At 43.3% G+C, this 17,509-nt stretch carries 13 protein-coding genes; 1 reads left to right on the top strand and 12 read right to left on the bottom strand.

What is annotated here, in order from left to right:
- The first annotated feature begins 213 nt into the window (after nt 1-213).
- Entirely contained in the window at nt 214-2,484 is a 2,271-nt protein-coding gene (locus tag ALKIM_RS18635) for a PAS domain-containing protein (RefSeq protein ID WP_044117964.1), read from the top strand.
- Nucleotides 2,485-2,656: 172 nt separating this feature from the next.
- On the opposite strand, the gene ALKIM_RS0113770 is transcribed toward ALKIM_RS18635, so the two are convergent.
- From ALKIM_RS0113770 to surE, 12 genes are all read right to left on the bottom strand, one after another.
- On the bottom strand, nt 2,657-3,166 hold the full coding sequence (locus tag ALKIM_RS0113770; protein WP_044117963.1) for a SixA phosphatase family protein: 510 nt from the start codon (nt 3,164-3,166) through the stop codon (nt 2,657-2,659).
- A gap of 105 nt (nt 3,167-3,271) precedes the next feature.
- A complete protein-coding gene (gene ppk1 / locus ALKIM_RS0113765; protein ID WP_026475151.1) occupies nt 3,272-5,368 on the bottom strand; it encodes a polyphosphate kinase 1 in 2,097 nt (698 codons plus the stop codon).
- A gap of 211 nt (nt 5,369-5,579) precedes the next feature.
- On the bottom strand, nt 5,580-6,122 hold the full coding sequence (locus ALKIM_RS0113760; protein ID WP_235714418.1) for a metallophosphoesterase family protein: 543 nt from the start codon (nt 6,120-6,122) through the stop codon (nt 5,580-5,582).
- Nucleotides 6,085-6,519, bottom strand: a complete 435-nt coding sequence (locus ALKIM_RS0113755) for an alanyl-tRNA editing protein (protein ID WP_044117962.1) — start codon at nt 6,517-6,519, stop codon at nt 6,085-6,087. Before ALKIM_RS0113755 ends, ALKIM_RS0113760 begins: the two co-directional genes overlap by 38 nt.
- Nucleotides 6,520-6,605: 86 nt before the next feature.
- A complete protein-coding gene (gene mnmA, locus ALKIM_RS0113750; RefSeq protein WP_235714417.1) occupies nt 6,606-7,883 on the bottom strand; it encodes a tRNA 2-thiouridine(34) synthase MnmA in 1,278 nt (425 codons plus the stop codon).
- 117 nt (nt 7,884-8,000) lie between these two features.
- On the bottom strand, nt 8,001-10,508 hold the full coding sequence (locus ALKIM_RS0113745) for a carboxylesterase family protein (protein ID WP_044117961.1): 2,508 nt from the start codon (nt 10,506-10,508) through the stop codon (nt 8,001-8,003).
- A 368-nt stretch (nt 10,509-10,876) separates the two neighbouring features.
- Entirely contained in the window at nt 10,877-12,004 is a 1,128-nt protein-coding gene (gene dnaN, locus ALKIM_RS0113740) for a DNA polymerase III subunit beta (RefSeq protein WP_026475146.1), read from the bottom strand.
- 276 nt (nt 12,005-12,280) lie between these two features.
- The gene (gene gldG, locus ALKIM_RS0113735) at nt 12,281-13,981 is read right to left on the bottom strand and encodes a gliding motility-associated ABC transporter substrate-binding protein GldG (RefSeq protein ID WP_044117960.1); all 1,701 of its coding nucleotides are present in this window, start codon (nt 13,979-13,981) and stop codon (nt 12,281-12,283) included.
- Nucleotides 13,982-14,024: 43 nt separating this feature from the next.
- Nucleotides 14,025-14,756, bottom strand: coding sequence for a gliding motility-associated ABC transporter permease subunit GldF (gene gldF, locus ALKIM_RS0113730; RefSeq protein WP_026475144.1), 732 nt, complete (start codon nt 14,754-14,756; stop codon nt 14,025-14,027).
- A 44-nt stretch (nt 14,757-14,800) separates the two neighbouring features.
- Nucleotides 14,801-15,937, bottom strand: coding sequence for a lipid-A-disaccharide synthase (gene lpxB / locus ALKIM_RS0113725; RefSeq protein WP_026475143.1), 1,137 nt, complete (start codon nt 15,935-15,937; stop codon nt 14,801-14,803).
- A 260-nt stretch (nt 15,938-16,197) separates the two neighbouring features.
- Nucleotides 16,198-16,497, bottom strand: coding sequence for a hypothetical protein (locus ALKIM_RS0113720; protein ID WP_026475142.1), 300 nt, complete (start codon nt 16,495-16,497; stop codon nt 16,198-16,200).
- Between the two features lie 5 nt (nt 16,498-16,502).
- Nucleotides 16,503-17,309, bottom strand: coding sequence for a 5'/3'-nucleotidase SurE (gene surE / locus ALKIM_RS0113715; RefSeq protein WP_026475141.1), 807 nt, complete (start codon nt 17,307-17,309; stop codon nt 16,503-16,505).
- Between the last annotated feature and the right edge of the window lie 200 nt (nt 17,310-17,509).

Genomic DNA, 17,509 nt, shown 5'->3' with positions numbered 1-17,509 from the left:
GACAAAAGCTCCATACTGGATAAAAATCACCCATCCAACAATCTATGACTTTTGACCGACAACCGATTTGATAAATTCATTGGCAATCAATATCATAACACTTCATTTATTGCCATATTTGTGCCGCAGAAATCACACAACTATTAAAATTAAAAGCATACCCATTGAGTATGAACGATAAAAAATATAAATTAGTTGTGAAAACCGCCCATAATGAAGAATTTTCGACCCTTTATTACAATTATTATTTTAGTATCGACATTTCTGTTCACAGGTGAAATCAAATCTGAGATTAAAGATGTTGTGCTTATAAACTCCTATCACCCCACCTTTATGTGGACGCGTGAGCTTACAGAGGGAGTCGTAAACACATTATCAGAATCGGAGGGTTATCGCATCTCCATTGAGTATATGGACACCAAACGCTTTTACAACGAGGCACACCTCGAAGCCGTAAAAGAGTACTTTAAAATCAAATACAGTCCCCTGAATGTAGATGGCATCATTTGCAGCGACAATCATGCGTTTGAGTTCTTTCTTAAATATGGCAATGAGATTTGGGGAGATAAGCCCATGGTATTTTGTGGGGTAAACAACATCAGGGATTTTGCCATTGATTCCTCGAAATACAAAGGCATAGCCGAAGACATCGACATTGCAGGGACTCTGGAGATAATAATGTCCCTACAGCCCAATTTGGAAGAGTTGATTGTGGTATCAGACTCGTCGCTAACCGGATTGCTCTTCATGGATCAATTCAAAAGAACCATCACCAAATTCCCTGATCTCAAATATTCTGCAATACACGCGGTGTCGGCAACGCAGCTTGGCCACGAGTTGAGCAATTATGCCCCCAAAAACAGAGCTATCTATATCCTAAGTCTGTATATCCCAAGAGAAGGCGCCACGCGTGACATGATTGAAGAGGCCGCATTTCTGCAATCTTGTCTCGACATTCCAATATATGGGAACTGGAATTTTCTGTTTGGTGATTTTATTATTGGTGGATACATCATCAACGGACGGGATCAGGGAGTTGGAGCAGCCGGTATTATGCGCTCTATTTTAAACGGCCAATTGGAGGATATACCGTTTTTAGCACCAACGCCCCAACAAATCATCATCGACTACAACCAATTGAAAAGACACAATCTGGATGCATCAAAGCTACCTGAATCAACCCTTTTCATCAACAAACCAATTGGCTACTTCGAAAAAAACAAATCAGAAATATCCATAATTGGCTCTGTATTAGCTTTTTTAATGCTGGTAATTCTGGTTCTCACCCGAATTATTGCTCTCAAAAACAAAGCGGAGAGTAATCTAAAAAAAAGTGAAAGCAGACTTGAACTTGCGTTGGAGGGCGCCAATATTGGTTTGTGGGATGTAGATTTCAGATTTAATGATGTTTATACGAACAATGGTATTGCAGAACTTTTAGGATATAAGAAACCAGCCGATCTTAACTATAGCCTAAAAGAATGGCAATCGATATTTCACCCTCAGGACATCAATCAGATTGAGGAAGCATTTGTAATGCATGCCCAAGATATATCGCCAGCCTTTAACGGAGAGGTAAGACTAAAAACCAGCTCAGGCGATTATAAATGGTTTGCCCTACACGGACGACTTACCCACAAGGAGAATAACAAACCAGTAAGGATGGTTGGTATTTTAATGAATATTCATTTTCAAAAGGAATTTGAAGAGCAGCTGCAACTTGCCAAAGAAAAAGCTGAAGAAAGCGATCGGCTTAAATCTGCTTTTCTGGCCAACATGTCGCACGAGATTAGAACCCCCATGAATGCGATTTTGGGCTTTTCAGATATATTACTTTACGACCAGGCCAACAGAGAAGAGTTCCTAAACTATCTGGGGATGATAAGGAAGAGTGGTGAGAGTTTATTAAACCTTATCAATGACATCATCGACATCTCAAAAATTGAATCGGGTCAAATAAAACTGAAACCCGAAACCTTTGACTTACACAATTTGCTGGATAATGTCGCATTGGTGGCTCAAACACTCATCAAAAGCAAGAAAAAAGATATCACGCTGGTAATTAAAAAAGAGTTATCCCAAAAGGAGTTAATTATCAATGCGGATCCATTCCGGGTGGAACAAGTGCTTTACAACCTGCTAAATAACGCTATTAAATTTACTGCTTCAGGCATCGTAGAATTAAGTTATGAGATTCAACAACCTGACATGCTTACCTTTAGAGTTTCAGATTCAGGACGAGGTATAGCACCTAACGACCATGCCATCATTTTTGAACGCTTTCGTCAGGCTCCCAATGGCAGCAACGATAATTCAGGCGGAACCGGACTTGGACTGGCCATCTCAAAAAGTCTGGTACATTTGATGGGCGGAAAGATATATGTAGAATCCGACATAGATCAGGGTGCTACCTTCACATTCCACATCCCATTTAAGCCAGAAACGGCAAGTTTAAAAACCTTTGCTCAGAAGCATAATCTGTGATGATGGGTATAATAGAATGCAGAACGATAGGACGCTATAATTGTTAATACGCATTGCAATAAAAAAGTCAGCAAACTCAACAAACTGCACGTTTTACGCTGTTGATTAAACATCTGCAATAAATTAATCTCCTGAACTGGAACCAGCAATAAACTGCATCATCATACCTCAGTTACTGTTGTTCATCTTTGAGTAGCCGGGGATAGACGAAATACTCTGCGCGTCCGGTACCCACACTGATGTCGCTCCAAGTTGAAGCAGAGAATGCAATAACCAGTGTGGCTGTGGTTGGGAAGTGGGCAAAAGCTTCACCTGTGAGGCGCATGCTTAGCATGGCAATATCGGGATTGTGCCCTACCACCAGAACAGTTTCTTCACCGCCAGCCATAGACGTGATACCCGACAATAAACCGGCAGTGGTTTCACCATCGTAGATAAATCCTGCCTGTTTAATTTGCAGCGCAGGAATCTCAAAAACATCCGCAAATACACGCGCTGTCTGTATGGCTCTGACTGCAGGACTTGATATGATTGTATCAGGACAAAAACCTTTATCTTTCAGCTCGTTGGCCACGAGACGTGCATCGTTATGGCCACGTTTCTTTAGCTGACGTTCAAAATCTGAAAGCGCATCGGTTAATGGTTCTGTTTTGGCATGTCTCACCAGAATAAGTCGCTTCATTGTAAATAGTTTAATAGAATAGTAGATAAGCACTTAAGTTTAAAAATCATCGTTTTGCAGTGGTTTGGATAAGTCCACAGACTATCAAATCATCTAAACAGCGGCTTAATATAAATCTGAATGTAACACATATTTGCCTTGTGGCTCCTTTGCAGCCAGCAACTTATAGGTGTCATACTGTGCGCGCACTCTGGGAGCGGCATTGGGCCTTCTCTCATTTTCGAGTCGCTCGTTGATATATCGTGCCTTTACATTGTCGTTAACCTGCAATTCAAGCATCTGCAGCAGCTCATTGCGAAGCGCCTCATCCTCAACGGGAAAGGCCGTCTCGATTCGTCGGTTGATGTTTCGGTTCATCCAGTCGGCCGAAGTCATAAAAAGCTCTTTCTGCCCATTGTTTCCAAATACCCAAACACGTGCATGCTCCAGATAACTATCAACAATTCGGATGATGCGAATGTTGCGACTAAAAGGCTGGTTGGGCACAACACAACAAATCCCTCTCACAATCAGGTCTATTTTCACGCCGGCTTCGCTGGCTTCGTATAGTTTATTGATGAAAGTTTTATTTTGTATACCATTCATTTTTAAAAGAATATACCCCTCACCTCCCGTGTTGACAATCTCAATCTCGCGGTCGATACGGCGCACCAGCTCATTTTTAAAATTGAAGGGAGTCACCAGCAGTTTGTTAAAACTAACAGAGTTATCCTGATTTTCAAAAAACTCAAACAACTGCTCCAAGTCATAAAGATACTCATCCTTACATGTAAAGAAGCCATGATCGGCATACAAACGGGCTGTTTTCTCATTAAAATTGCCAGTGCTCATATATGCATAGGAACGCTTCCTCACGCCCCCGGCTCTGCGAATTACCAATGCCATTTTAGCATGAACTTTTAAACCGGGCAGACTATATATAATCCTGATGCCGGCATTCTCCATTAAACGGGCCAAATAGAGATTATTCTCCTCATCAAACCGGGCTTTTACTTCCACAAATACCGTAACTTTTTTGCCATTACGCGCCGCACCAATAAGGGCATTTACCACGGCCGAATTGCTGGCAACCCGATACTGAGTCACCTTTATCTCTTCCACCTTTGTATCTACAGCTGCTTCGTTAAGAAATTTCAATACATAATCAAAGGACTGATATGGATAATGAAGCAATCTGTCCCCTGCTTTTATGGCGGCAAACATAGAGCTATAGCCCTCCAGCACTGATGGATGAATGGGTGTGGGATGATTCAACTGAAGCCTTGGTGCAAAAGGGTTGGGAAATGAGAAGAAGTCCTGAAAACTGAGATAACGTTCACCGGCCAAAAGGTCTTCTTTATAAAGCCCAAAAGCTTCCTTTATAACTTGTAAAAAATCTGCCGGCATCTCCCTGTCGTAAGTGAAGAGAGCTGGCTCACCAACTTTTCGCAGTCCAATGTTGCGCCGTATTTTCTCTACAAGATTGCCACTAAACTCATCCTGAATGCCCAAATCAGCATCCCTGAGCATTTTTATGCAGTAGCTTGAGTCCACATCGTAACCGGGAAACAGCTCTTGCAGATTGAAACGCACCAAATCATCAAGAAACAAAAAATGATACTGACCATTGATATCCGGCAGACGTATAAAGCGGGGCAAATCGTTTGATGGCAGCTTCACAATTGCATAGCGCGGACGACGGTTTTTAAGTTTCTCAACATCTTTCTTTTTACGAAAAAGCCTGATGGCAAGATAGAGGCGGTTATCGCGCAAAAATGAACGCGTACCGCGTGTGAGTAATACCGGCTGCAGATAAGGTATCACCTCGCGGTAAAAGTAATCGCGTATAAAAACCTGATGCTCAGGAGCAGCAGGCATTTCACCCTGATACAACACCAGTCCTTCCCGATACAAACCAGCCAAAATCTCATCGTGAAAAATGCGTCCAAATACCTGTAGCTGCTTGTCCACAATGGTATTGATTTCGTGAAGCACTTTCACGGGTGACGTACCGCGCATGTCTTCCAGCTCTTCAGGATCAAAATTATACTTGTACTCAGCAACACGCACCTTATAAAACTCATCCAAATTGGATGAATAGATGGCAAGAAACTTTAACCGCTCATACAATGGCAGGGACTTGTCATCCGCTTCCTCCAGCACCCGATAATTAAACGAGAGCCAACTTATATCGCGGTTAAAATATTTAGGGGCATTCAACATAAACAATCGTTTAGCGGACCGATACAATCATGTTACAAGCAGTAGACTAAAAATATTAAAAAAAACAACATCAAACTACTTTTTTTACTGACATACAAAATCGCTGATGAACAAAAAAAACAATCCGGAAGTTCAATAAGAGCTCCAAAAAACATGTTGACCTAAGTGATGTAAGATAATAATTATGAGAAAAAAAGACTTAAAATGAATATCAGCTTTTCGAGCCCAACTCAATGACTTCAAGTCCGGTGATATCACCATTGTGAATGGAGAAACGGATTGCTGTGCTCACCAGATGAAACCCATACTTACCCGCTGCTCCCGGATTGATATGCAAAAGGCCAAGTGCTTTGTCATTGATAACTTTAAGTATGTGACTGTGGCCACAAATGAATAGTTTGGGAGGGTTGGCATATATTTCTCTCTTAATCTGCACGGCATACTTACCTGGATAACCTCCAATATGGGTAAGCATCACATCCACGCCCTCGCAATTGAAACGTTGGGTCTCCTTTAATCTGCGCCGAATTGTGGCTCCATCAATATTGCCATAAACGGCACGCACGGGTTTAAAGGCTTCCAGTTTGTCGAGTACATCCTCTGAACCAATATCACCTGCATGCCATATTTGATCCACATCCTTAAAAAAATCATATAACGATGGGTTTAAATACCCATGCGTATCTGATAAAAGGCCTATAAGCTGCATAAACAGGCTATCTTTTGAGTTTAAACCGGATGCGTAATACCCCATCCTCAAATGTTGTAGAGCCAATCACGAAAGCACCGATTTCAGATGTGTTGGATACATGGTGGCCAATGCACGGACATACATCATAATCCCCTACGCTCACAAGCCTGACTGTTTCGCCGGAGGCATCGGGCAAATTGCTCAGATTAAACATGGATGCAGCTTCTTCTCTACTGACGATACGTTCAGAAACCTCCAGATTTTTTAATATCTGCTCATTCACTCTCAACTGCAACTCAATCTCCTCACTTTCGGTTAGAGCACGTTCAAAATGATAGTCGCACTTTGACTTTTTCTTTTCCAGATGATTTGAGAAAGAGCGCTCACACGCAAACATCCGAACCATTGTTTGATTCAGAATGTGCTCGGCCGTGTGCATATATGGATCGTAATTCTTCATAACTATTTGATGTAAGATAGCAGGAAAATCAAACAATAGCCACTATTAATCATCCACATGGGGCATATTTCAATAGCAAGCTATTTCTAAGATATAACACCCGAACCAACCAACTCATCGTTGGTATACCAGGCCGCGAACTGACCTGCTGTGATGCCTCGCTGTGGCTCATCAAAAACGATAAACAAGCCATTTTCACGCTTATGAACCACAGCACCCTGCAAAGGCTGCCGGTATCTGATTCGAACGTTAAACCTGCATTGCTCACCTATTTGAAGTGCTAAATCGGGTCGTACCCAATGTACTTCATCATTTGCCACTTTTAAAACCGAACGATATAGACCCGGGTGCTCCTGCCCCATGCCCACATACACCTGATTGTATTCAACATTTATACCGATGACAAATAGTGGCTCCGGAAACCCACCGATATTCAAGCCTTTACGCTGACCAATGGTATAAAAGTGCGCCCCGTTGTGGTCACCAATCTTCTTTCCGTGTTTTGGATGAAGCGCAAAACCTTGCGATAGCTGCGCCAGCACTTCGTCGGACGGATTTTCTTTAGCCACCTGCCAGTCGCGCGCAAACACTTCACTCTCATCGGGTATCAAAAACACACGACCAGCTTTGGCTGAGAGTTGCTGTTGCAGAAAAACCGGAAGATCGACCTTCCCCACAAAACAGATCCCTTGAGAGTCCTTTTTATGCGCTGTTACCAATTTTAACTCTCCCGCAATGCGGCGTACTTCGGATTTCTGCAGGTCTCCAATTGGAAACAGTGATTTCTCCAACTGCTTCTGCGATAGCTGACACAAAAAATAGCTTTGATCTTTATTGGGATCAGAACCTGCCAACAAGCGATAAACAGGCTTTCCCTCCACCACAATCTCCTCACGCCGACAATAGTGACCGGTAGCCACATAGTCGGCACCAAGGCGCATGGCCTCATCAAGAAACACATCAAACTTTATCTCCCTGTTACAGAGCACATCGGGGTTTGGCGTTCGTCCCTTTTCATATTCAGAGAACATATAATCAACCACCCGTGCACGATATTGTACGCTCAAGTCAACCATGTGAAAAGGGATGTTGAGCTTACGTGCCACGGCCTCGGCATCAAACTTATCATCGAGCCACGGACAATCAGCCTTAAGCACTCCGGTGGTATCGTGCCAGTTTTTCATAAAAAGCCCGATAACATCGTACCCCTGCTCCTTTAAGACATAAGCTGCGATGCTGGAATCAACCCCACCTGACAAACCAATAACAACCTTTTTCTTTTCTGATGACATCTCTATTACCTGTCTGAAATAAACAAATACAACGCAATCATCTAACACATTATCAAGGGCAATGAATTGCATTGCAAAAACTTTACAAATATACGCTTTTAGGCTGTTTATAAAATTAAAAAGGCTGTCATCTGTTTTACCAGATGACAACCTTCCTGTCCCAAATAAAAACTAAACCTAAACCTAAAACTATTTGAAAAAATCTGCATTAATTACACTCCAGTCGTTTCCAAAAAATCCGGAAACTTTAACACCCTCTATACCGTCCTTAAGCATATCGGCAGAGAAAACAAGCACATCCGGAAAACCGGTAATTCCTGAAAAGTAGTTGTTGGCAAATGTGGCTTTCATGCCGGTTAATCCAGTACCGGCAATCACACCAACGCTGGCAGTTTCACTATCAGGACGTGGATAGATAAAATAAGCTCCCAAATCATCGCCCTTAAACACTTCACTGCCAAATCGAATCTCTCCTTTGCGCACCTGAATGGGCGCTTTTCCTAATAATTGACGCCACGCCCTGTTATTGGTTGCATTTCCATACAAAATCACGTTGCGATCCTTATAATCGGCAGGTCTGAAGTCACGGTCAGAGATAACATCCACAGAACCGTTGCCACGATAAAGCCATGTTTCAGCGTCAAAACGTGCCTTGTTGCGATACCACTCATTTTCCTCACGACTACCACCGGTAGCATAAACAAATACCATCCGGTTGTCAAATGCCTGTTTAAAGCCGCCATGCCTCACAGAGTACTTCTCATTTGTATTGATTCTGTCAATAATCTTCCAGCCTTTATCTGTTTTGCGCAATATCACATCCTGGCCGTTGGCCAATTGAATGGTTTGATTTTCCAGAACCAAAAGCGGATTTGACTCAAAAGTCAGTTCTGATAGTTTCAAGGCGAAAATGCTCACATTTTCTAATTCACCCTGAATGGTATCACCTTTAATATCAAAAATCACGTTGGAAAAATCCCATGAACGCTCCTGTTGTTCAATTCTCACCCAGTGATTACTTGCTGATATGGCAGGTGATGCCGTATGAAATTCAATATGTTTAACATTTTTGTTGGCAGGGATGGAGTGCCATTTAAAATAATCGAAGATGGGAAACCAATCCACACTGTGATCGCCATACCAGTGCGAACCTCCGGGATACTCATAATAACAGAAGTTGGGATGAAACTCACCAAGCACCTGGCGCATCATGCGCGCCTGCTCCACACTCACCACCACATCAGCATCGCCATGCAAAACATAAATTCCCGATTGCAGATAGTTACGCTTTAAATCCAACACGCGTCCTGCATTGGCAGCACGGCGAATGTTCTCATAATGCGGGTGCGCCTCCATAGCGCTGTTATTGCCCCGCCGGCCATACCCAATAATGTCGGGATACGAGGCACAAGGCGCAATGGCCGCAAACATATCGGGATAGGTCACTCCCAAATACCAAGTACCATGCCCTCCCATCGAATGGCCAGTGAGATAAGTCTTATGAGGATCTGTTTGAAATACTTTGCGGGCATCTTCCAGAACCTCCATTGCATCCACCCTTCCCCACTCTTCCCAGTTGAAGCCAAATGGACGTCGGTTGGTTGGTGCAATAATGTGTGCCCAATCCTTTTTCTGATAAGCCCGTGCCTGATTACGAGCCTCTACCGAAGCGCCATGAACAGTCAATACCAAAGCCTGTCCTTCAGAACTACTGGTTGATGGTGCCACGCTGTAATATTGCACGCTGTTGTCGATATTGCTAATAAAAGTGCGTTCATGATGTACGGAAGCATCTCGCTGTTCCAACGTGATGGTAGTCCGATCCAACTCTCTCCCATTTCTGTCGCGCAGGTAAAGTGTTGCATTAACCTTTCCATCTTGCTGAATTGTTGCGATGGCAGGAATCTGAAATTTCACTTTACGAACGGCCATTGGCATCACCTCATCTGTTGCAAATTCGGCTGTTTCGCCACTCTCAAGAACACAACGTATAACAAGGTTTTTAAGGTCTGCCTCTGATGCATTGATGATTCGGATAGCACCCCATTTTGTACCCGACTCGCCAATTATCAAATCCGGAAGTGTCATATCTCTACTTGTGAAACTCACCGGTTTATTAGGCATGACAAGTCGTGATGTGACCCGCCCAAAACGTCCGGGTGTATAAACAAACTCATTCACCCCTTTCTTCATCTTAAAGGGAATGAGCGTATAACCAAAATCATAATGATCACCCTCTTGAGGTAATCCATTTATATAAACCCGCGTATGGCCTTTGGCTTCGAGCAATACCACACGCTCTTCAGGCGCCTCAAATGAGGTGTACAGATGTGCGTTTCTTAACTCACGACCAATAAACCGTTGAGCAGAGTCTGCCTCGATGGGCCTCCAAGCCATTGTCAGTTCAGCATCAGGAAATGATTCAGTTAACTCCGTTTTCACAGTAGGTGAAAAGAATTTATTTGTAGCATACTGCCATGCCACAATATCCTGACTGCTAAACAAAACGCCCCCACGAGACGCGCCTTCAAGGATGAATCCATTGGTGAAAATATGAAATACATCACCTTCATCCGTTGTTTCAATCCGCTCCTTACCAAAATACTCAACTATATTACCTTGTTGCTGCGCTGTTGCCTGTATAGCGGTTATACCAGACAATATAACAACCAAACATAAAAATTTTAAATACCTCATCTGTGACTTTATATTATAAACACAAAAACCTTTGTTTTATTTTTGATTAAAGATAAGCGAATTTATTAATTTTTTTTCAAAAGACTGCAAATTATAGTCATAAATTTTTTAGAAATATATAACCGCCCTACCAAGAAGGTCTGTCACTTGGGGAAAAAACACCTCAGCATGGCACAAAAAAAAACCGGCATAAAGCCGGCTTTCCTGATGCTATCAAAATTCGTAACTGGATATTCTTCGTGCTGAAGATTCAGTTTCATTAGTTGTCAATGTGTCGCTTAATATCTGATGCAATACCTGAAAAGCACATCCATACAGAAGAGCAACAGTTTAGTACCCATCAAAATTGTAGTGCGATAACAAAATCCTTAAGCGTTAATCATCATGGGCATAATAAGCATAAGCTCGTCCTCGTCCTCATTTTTATCAAACGGCAGAACAATGGCAGCCCTTGATGGGTCAGACAACTCAATTATAATATCGCCTGATGAAATATTCTCAAGAATATCAGAAAGAAAGACCGATTTAAAACCTATCTCCATCTCATCGCCCTCATACTGACACTTAAGTTTCTCAAAACCAGAAAGCGAAAAGTCGATATCCTGAGCTGAAACCACCATCTCGTCGTTGCTTAAATGTAACTTCACCAGGTTTGAGGCCTGATTGGAGAAAATTGAAACCCGGCTCAGTGTGTTGGCCAAATCTACACGATCTACAATTGCCTTGTTGGGATTGCCCTGTGGGATAACAGCATTATAGGTAGGATAATTGCCCTCAACCAGACGGCAAACCAACTTATAATTTGGAAGATTGAAGAATGCATTCTTATGGTCAAACTCAATCACCACATCACCACTTTCTCGTGGCAACACATTTTTTAGAAGTCCTGCAGGCTTTTTGGGAAGGATAAAAGAGGCCTCAAAATCGCTTCTTGCGTCCAAACGCTGGTATCTCACGAGTTTGTGAGAATCTGATGCCACAAAAGTCAGGTTGTTGGGCGAAAACTCAAAAAGAATACCATTCATTACCGGGCGCAGTTCATCATCTGCAGTGGCGAAAAGCGTTTTGGTGATGCCGGTAAGTAACAGCGATGTGGGAACCTGCAATTTACTTGCTTTATCCTCGTCTATACCGGGAATAACAGGGTAATCCTCGCCAGCCTGAGCCACAAAATTGTACTTTCCCTTCTCAGAAATAATGTCAACCACCAGACTGCTCATCGACACATCGATGGTTAAAGGCTGCTCAGGCAGTTTTTTAAGTATCTCCAGCAACATTTTGGAAGGCAGAGCCACTTTTCCGTCTCCATCGTTGCTGTCTGTTTCCATGGAGGTGGTCATCGTTACCTCCAGGTCGGATGCTGTAATGCTTAGAGTTGTCCCTTTCAGGTCGAACAGAAAACAATCAAGTACCGGAAGCTGGCTTTTTGAAGAAATTGCCCTGCTGATGGCCTGCAAATGAGACAGCAGTTCAGAACTGGATACTACAAATTTCATTATCTCAATTTTTTAAGTTTCAATCCAAATATATGAATTATCAATAAATTACGACATCAATACCTGCTATTTTTTAGCGAAACTTTGCGAGATGCCAGCAATGACATTTGCAATACGCCAACAACCAAATCTGTTGAAAAAAAAGCTATTACACCTAACAACTCACAACGCAAAAGTTCCCGAAGATACGAAATTTCGGATTTGTGCAGCGCGCCCAGTAATGAAAAATTGAACGCTTACATCTGCGGTTGAAAAAACTTTTTCTGCTTCAGTAAATTACTTTGTTCGTTGTCTGCCATATCTGTATTTACGCCACAATGGGAGTGTTAAACCCAACAGCAATAAAAAAAACAAAGGCAACGAAACATTTAAAACTTTCCAGTATGTGATTTGCGATGAAAGCTTTTCACGATCGAGCAGGCGCAACTCATAATTACGATTTCGCAACAACATCCATCCTTCATCATCAGTGAGATAGTTAACCGCATTGAGCACAAACTGTTTGTTACCAAACGTTTGATTACTCACCTCATCAAAACCCAGTGGGAGTGGCTGAGGTGAAGCTCCATGACGAAGCCGGACATCGTTGCGTATGATGTCTCCATCGGCTACCACTATCATTCGCGTTTGCTTGCTCTGGTGAAGGATTTTCTCGGGTCGGATATTTACTCCCGGCGGCACAGGACGGTTGGTGAATGCAGATGGAAACTGGCCTTCCATAGACACAGCTACCGGAATAAATGAGCTTGTAAAATCTTCGCGCAGCGGCTGTTCATTAACCAGCGCCAAAGTGATAAAAACAGGAACCGGATTCCGACGCGTAAAACGTCCTGTACGCAGCAGCACGTCGCGACGTATTCCTTCCAGATTGCCAACAGTATCTACACTGCTGACAAACTCACCCCGCACCACATTCAGATTGCGCGTTACAGGATGCTCCATACTAATGTTAAGTAATGGATTGAAAAGCCATGGGACAGGCACCATCTGAGGCTGCTCACCCTGGCGGGCCACATTGATCGGAATCATGGCAGCCTGAATATCCTGCAAAAGTTCATGGTTTATGCGTACGCCGTAGCGAAACAACTGGTCAGAAAGGTTAAAATCGGAAGCCAATCCCACCGTTTGTGTGGTGCGGCGAAGGCTATCGAGGGTTACATTAACAGCATCCAGTAACCAGAGCACCTTACCACCGCGCATAATATACTGGTCAATGATAAATTTATCCTTTTGAGAGAACTGCTCTTGTGGTTTGGCTATGATGAGTGCCTGATAATTATCAAGAACGAAAGGATCATCCGTTAAAACGCCACGATCAACCTGGTAGTAATGAGAGAGCGCATCGGTGATGTCCCACACATCGAGCTCGTCCAACTCACCGTGCCCTTCCAAAAAAGCGATTGCCGGGACCTCATCAATCAACAATCGGCGCATGGCATCGGTAACTTTATACTCAAGCGACTCCATCGAAATATTTAGATTCTCAGCGCCGGAGCGGCCGGGCATGTTTTCTAGCAGGTTGATGGCTATCTCATAACCATCGATATGAAGAATGGCATACGGATATACATTGGACTGAATCTGGCGACCATCAGCAGCCGCTTCAAAAACAGGTATGGGTCGAAGACCATACTCACGCAACTCATCGAGTGCCTGAGAATTGGCTGCCGGATCAATAAACTCATACATAAATGCTCCGCGCGACACCAGTCTGAACTCGTCCATAGTCTCTTTTGTGGCTCGAGCCAATCGTTGGAAGCCAACATTGAGGTCGCCTGCCAGAAAAACTTTGACCATCACATCATGATCGAGGTTGCGCAAAAAAGAACGGGTTACAGGAGCCAGGGTGTATCTTTTTTCTGCCGTTAAATCGATACGGAAAAACCATCTGGTAGAGACCAGATTAACCAACACAATAACAACCAACACAATAGCCAGTTGTATTAAATCTCTTTTCACAGCCCTGTTCTTTAGCATTATCTTTTACTTTAATTATTCATCGAAAAAAAACGGTCCTCGTTTACCATTTGCGAGTGCCAATAACAGTTCGCGTAAGTGCCAGAAAAAAAATAATAACTCCGGCAAAGTAAAAGAGGTCGCGCGAATCCACTACTCCACGACTAATGGATTGATAATGTTCATCAATACCCAGTGTGACCAGAAAAGCACTCATAAAACGTAAAGCTGGCATTGCCGCCAACGCCTGAAAACCACTGTAAAAGAAGTAACACACCACTACGGCCAACACAAAAGCCACAATCTGATTGTCAGTTAACGAAGAAGCAAAGAGACCAATGGCCACATATACACCAGCAAGCAATACCAATCCGATGTATGAGCCCCAGATGGCGCCATGATCAATATTTCCAACCGGTTGAGACAACTGGTTAACAGAATAGAAATAGACCAGCGTTGGCAATAGGGATATTACCACCAGGGTAACACCTGCCAGATACTTACCAAATACCAGCTGCCAGTCGGTAATAGGATTCGTGAGCAGCAATTCAATGGTACCGCTCCTCTTTTCATCCGCCAGCAGTCTCATTGTAACAGCGGGCACCAAAAAAAGATACAACCAGGGCGCTATCCAGAATAAGGAGTCCAGCGTGGCATATCCTCCAAAGGGGATGTTAAGGTTTCCCGGGATAATCCAAAGAAACAGTGCAGTCATCAGCAAAAAAACGCCGGCCACCAGATATCCGGTTACCGAACTAAAAAATGCCATAACCTCTCTTTTCCACAATGCCACCATAATCTTCGTATTAATTCTGAAATTCTACTTTTACGGAAACGCCGTCATCTACCTGTGAGAGCGTCCCACATGGCTTGTGCCGTGCGCTCGCTGCTACCCGGGCCGCCCATAATATAACCTAATTCATCGTACCCCTTCAGCATAAGCCTGCGATACTCCTCGTTATAACAGAGTTTTGACACCTCATCCTTTAATGCATCAAGCGAAAATGTACTCTGGAAAAGTTCCTTCACCACCTCCCGGTTCATTATCAGGTTCACGAGCGAAATATATGGTACTTTGATGATGACTTTTTTGGACATAAAATCGGTGAAACTACCTCCCCACATTTTATAGCAGACCACCTGTGGACAGCGCAACAGGGCCGCTTCGAGCGTGGCCGTTCCGGAAGTTACCATGGCAGCATGGGCATGTTGCAACAAGCTGTAGGTCTCATTGAATACCACTTTAACGCCATCTGTACCTTCCAGATAGGGGGCATAATCGTTCTCATTAAAAGATGGTGCTCCGGCAATCACAAACTGATGATTGGGAAAATGGGAACGCATGGCCAGCATATCGGGAAGCAAACGAGAGATCTCCTGATGACGGCTTCCGGCTAAAAGAGCTATGATGGGTTGTCCGCTAAGATTGTTGCGCACACTAAAACCATCGAAGGACTCCTCTTTGCGGGGGCGGTTGTGTATGGCATCGAGCAATGGATTTCCGGAATATGTAACAGGCACATTGTATTTGGCATAAAATTCGGTCTCAAAAGGCAGTATGGTAAAAACCTTATCAACATACTTTCTGATTTTATGCACACGCCGTCTGTTCCATGCCCATACTTTGGGTGCAATATAATAAAACACCCTGTATCCCGACTTCTTGGCAAACCTGGCCATGCGGAGGTTAAAGCCAGGATAATCAACCATAATCACCACGTCCGGATTATACGATTGAATATCGGATTCACACAATCTGAAGTTCCTGAAAATAGCCGGCAGATTCTTCACCACCTCAAAAACACCCATAAATGCAGTGTCTCGGTAATGCTTCACAAGTTGTCCCCCCTGGGCAGCCATCAGGTCTCCACCCCAATAGCGAAAATGTGCCATTGGATCCAACTTTTTTATTGCCCGCATCAGATTGGAGGCATGCAAATCGCCTGATGCCTCACCGGCTATTAAATAGTACTTCACTCTATCGTTATTATATTTATGATGATGATTATTTATACGCGTTGGCCACACATGGCTCAACGCTTGCAATTACCGATATAAGACGCCCGAATCTTTAAACTCAGAACGGATATAAATAATCTATTCCGTGCCGTGAAATGATAAATTTTTCGGATGAAAATCAACCTATTTCAACATCAAACCCATTGCCAATAGCCTTGCCCAGGCAAATAACGGTATAAATCAAAATGGAATCTGTCTATATTCCGGGCATTGCCAAACTATTTCATAAGAAACATTGCCACCGAAGCCAATGTATATAATACTGTGGCTATCAAAACGCCTCTTGCAGCCAGTAAACGCTCGCTCCATATTCCCAGGAAGAAAAAAAGCAAGTTGGGCAATACACTTAAGCTAAGCAGCTTACCTAAGCTTTCCACTTTAATCATTGCCACAATGAATTCTGTGTAGGTTTCGTCTCCAGGATATCTGGTTGCATATATTAAATAGGATGTGATGAGGGGCATTACCAATCCTATAATCAGTCCAATCCACAGATTGTTAGCGACTTTCTTCTCCATTTCGTTTATATAATGTTATGTGTCGAAACACGATCCAAGCCAATGTTCTTCAACCTGTCGACCGAAGGCAAGTGCGTTGCATCAATGGTACAGGGAACTATTGAGACAAATCCATTTTCAAGCGCCCACTCATCGGTGTCAGTAGCTTCAGGCTCATGGTTCTCAAAATGGCCTGTAAGCCAAAAGTACGTGCGACCACGCGGGTCAACGCGCTCATCAAACTCTTCAACCCAGCGTCCTTTTGCCTGTCGGCATACCTTAACCCCTTTAATGCCTTTACCTTGAGGGATATTCACATTGTAGCACACACCTGCTTCAATGCCATGAGTGATAACAGTGCTGAATATCTCACGGCAAAAGTGAATGGCAGTCGAAAAGTCAGCATCGGCATGATAATCCAACAAAGAATAAGCGATGGAAGGAATTCCATTAAGCACACCCTCACGTGCGCCACCTACTGTACCTGAATAATGCATACTCACGGAGCTGTTTGTTCCATGGTTAATTCCTGACACCACAAAATCGGGCATCCGATCGAGCAAGGAGTTAATGGCCAACTTAACACAATCAGCAGGCGTTCCGTTGCTTTTATATATCTCGAGACCTTTCTCGCTGTGCATGTGTGTCAGGTATAACGGCACTTTAACAGTTATGGCGTGCGACATCCCCGACATAGCCTGATCCGGTGCCACTACTACCACATCGCCATATGGGCGAACCACTTCAATCAGTGCCTTAATACCACCGGCCTGCACACCATCATCATTTGTCACCAGTATCAAGGGTCGGTGATTTGAACTTACTCTCTGCATAAAATCATCAATTTACAAAAATCAAAGATAACGATTCAGGCGCAAAGGACAATGTAAAAAGGTAGTGACTGGTTCTAAAAATCACTATTTTCATCCATATTGGTATTTCATTCCAATTTGGTCAGACTTTTGTGGATTATACCATGATAGCAGCTGCAAATGCTTCCCATCTGGCACAAAACCTATCGAATGTAGTCACG

The sequence above is a fragment of the Alkaliflexus imshenetskii DSM 15055 genome (assembly GCF_000517065.1).
Lineage (GTDB): Bacteria > Bacteroidota > Bacteroidia > Bacteroidales > Marinilabiliaceae > Alkaliflexus > Alkaliflexus imshenetskii.
Note: the sequence above shows the minus strand (reverse complement) of the source record. Positions and strands in the feature narration are given on the sequence as shown.

Bases quoted from the DNA above. Each gene is read 5' to 3' on its own strand.
- ALKIM_RS0113770 (WP_044117963.1), bottom strand. From the start codon at position 3,166: ATGAAGCGACTTATTCTGGTGAGACATGCCAAAACAGAACCATTAACC.
- ALKIM_RS0113760 (WP_235714418.1), bottom strand. From the start codon at position 6,122: ATGGGGTATTACGCATCCGGTTTAAACTCAAAAGATAGCCTGTTTATG.
- dnaN (WP_026475146.1), bottom strand. From the start codon at position 12,004: ATGAAATTTGTAGTATCCAGTTCTGAACTGCTGTCTCATTTGCAGGCC.
- gldG (WP_044117960.1), bottom strand. From the start codon at position 13,981: ATGCTAAAGAACAGGGCTGTGAAAAGAGATTTAATACAACTGGCTATT.
- ppk1 (WP_026475151.1), bottom strand. From the start codon at position 5,368: ATGTTGAATGCCCCTAAATATTTTAACCGCGATATAAGTTGGCTCTCG.
- surE (WP_026475141.1), bottom strand. From the start codon at position 17,309: ATGCAGAGAGTAAGTTCAAATCACCGACCCTTGATACTGGTGACAAAT.
- ALKIM_RS18635 (WP_044117964.1), top strand. From the start codon at position 214: ATGAAGAATTTTCGACCCTTTATTACAATTATTATTTTAGTATCGACA.
- ALKIM_RS0113755 (WP_044117962.1), bottom strand. From the start codon at position 6,519: ATGAAGAATTACGATCCATATATGCACACGGCCGAGCACATTCTGAAT.
- mnmA (WP_235714417.1), bottom strand. From the start codon at position 7,883: ATGCAATTCATTGCCCTTGATAATGTGTTAGATGATTGCGTTGTATTT.
- ALKIM_RS0113745 (WP_044117961.1), bottom strand. From the start codon at position 10,508: ATGAGGTATTTAAAATTTTTATGTTTGGTTGTTATATTGTCTGGTATA.
- gldF (WP_026475144.1), bottom strand. From the start codon at position 14,756: ATGGTGGCATTGTGGAAAAGAGAGGTTATGGCATTTTTTAGTTCGGTA.
- ALKIM_RS0113720 (WP_026475142.1), bottom strand. From the start codon at position 16,497: ATGGAGAAGAAAGTCGCTAACAATCTGTGGATTGGACTGATTATAGGA.